Below are 248 nucleotides of genomic sequence, written 5' to 3' on the forward strand. Positions count from 1 at the left end.
GGTTTTACGGGACCGACGACGATTTCCGGCACTTCCCTGAAGCCCTGGAAGCGTTGACTGTCAAGGGCAACGCCACCGACGACCTGCCCGCGCACATGCGTACCGAACACGAGCAAGCCATGTTCGAGCGCGCCGCAGCGAAGTCCGCCGCCGAGCGTCAGGCGCTGGCCGACACCGCCCGCGAACAACTCAAAGGCATGGGCCTGGACGCGGCCACGACCGCGCACGATCGACGCGTGGACGTGGTG

General features: G+C 66.9%; 1 protein-coding gene. It reads left to right on the forward strand.

From position 1 onward, the window contains the following. The coding region (locus tag SB847_RS21860) for a hypothetical protein (protein ID WP_410578815.1) at positions 1-248 on the forward strand (248 nt) is incomplete at both ends.

The sequence above is a fragment of the Bacillus sp. SIMBA_026 genome (genome assembly GCF_046535335.1).
GTDB lineage: Bacteria > Bacillota > Bacilli > Bacillales > Bacillaceae > Bacillus > Bacillus velezensis.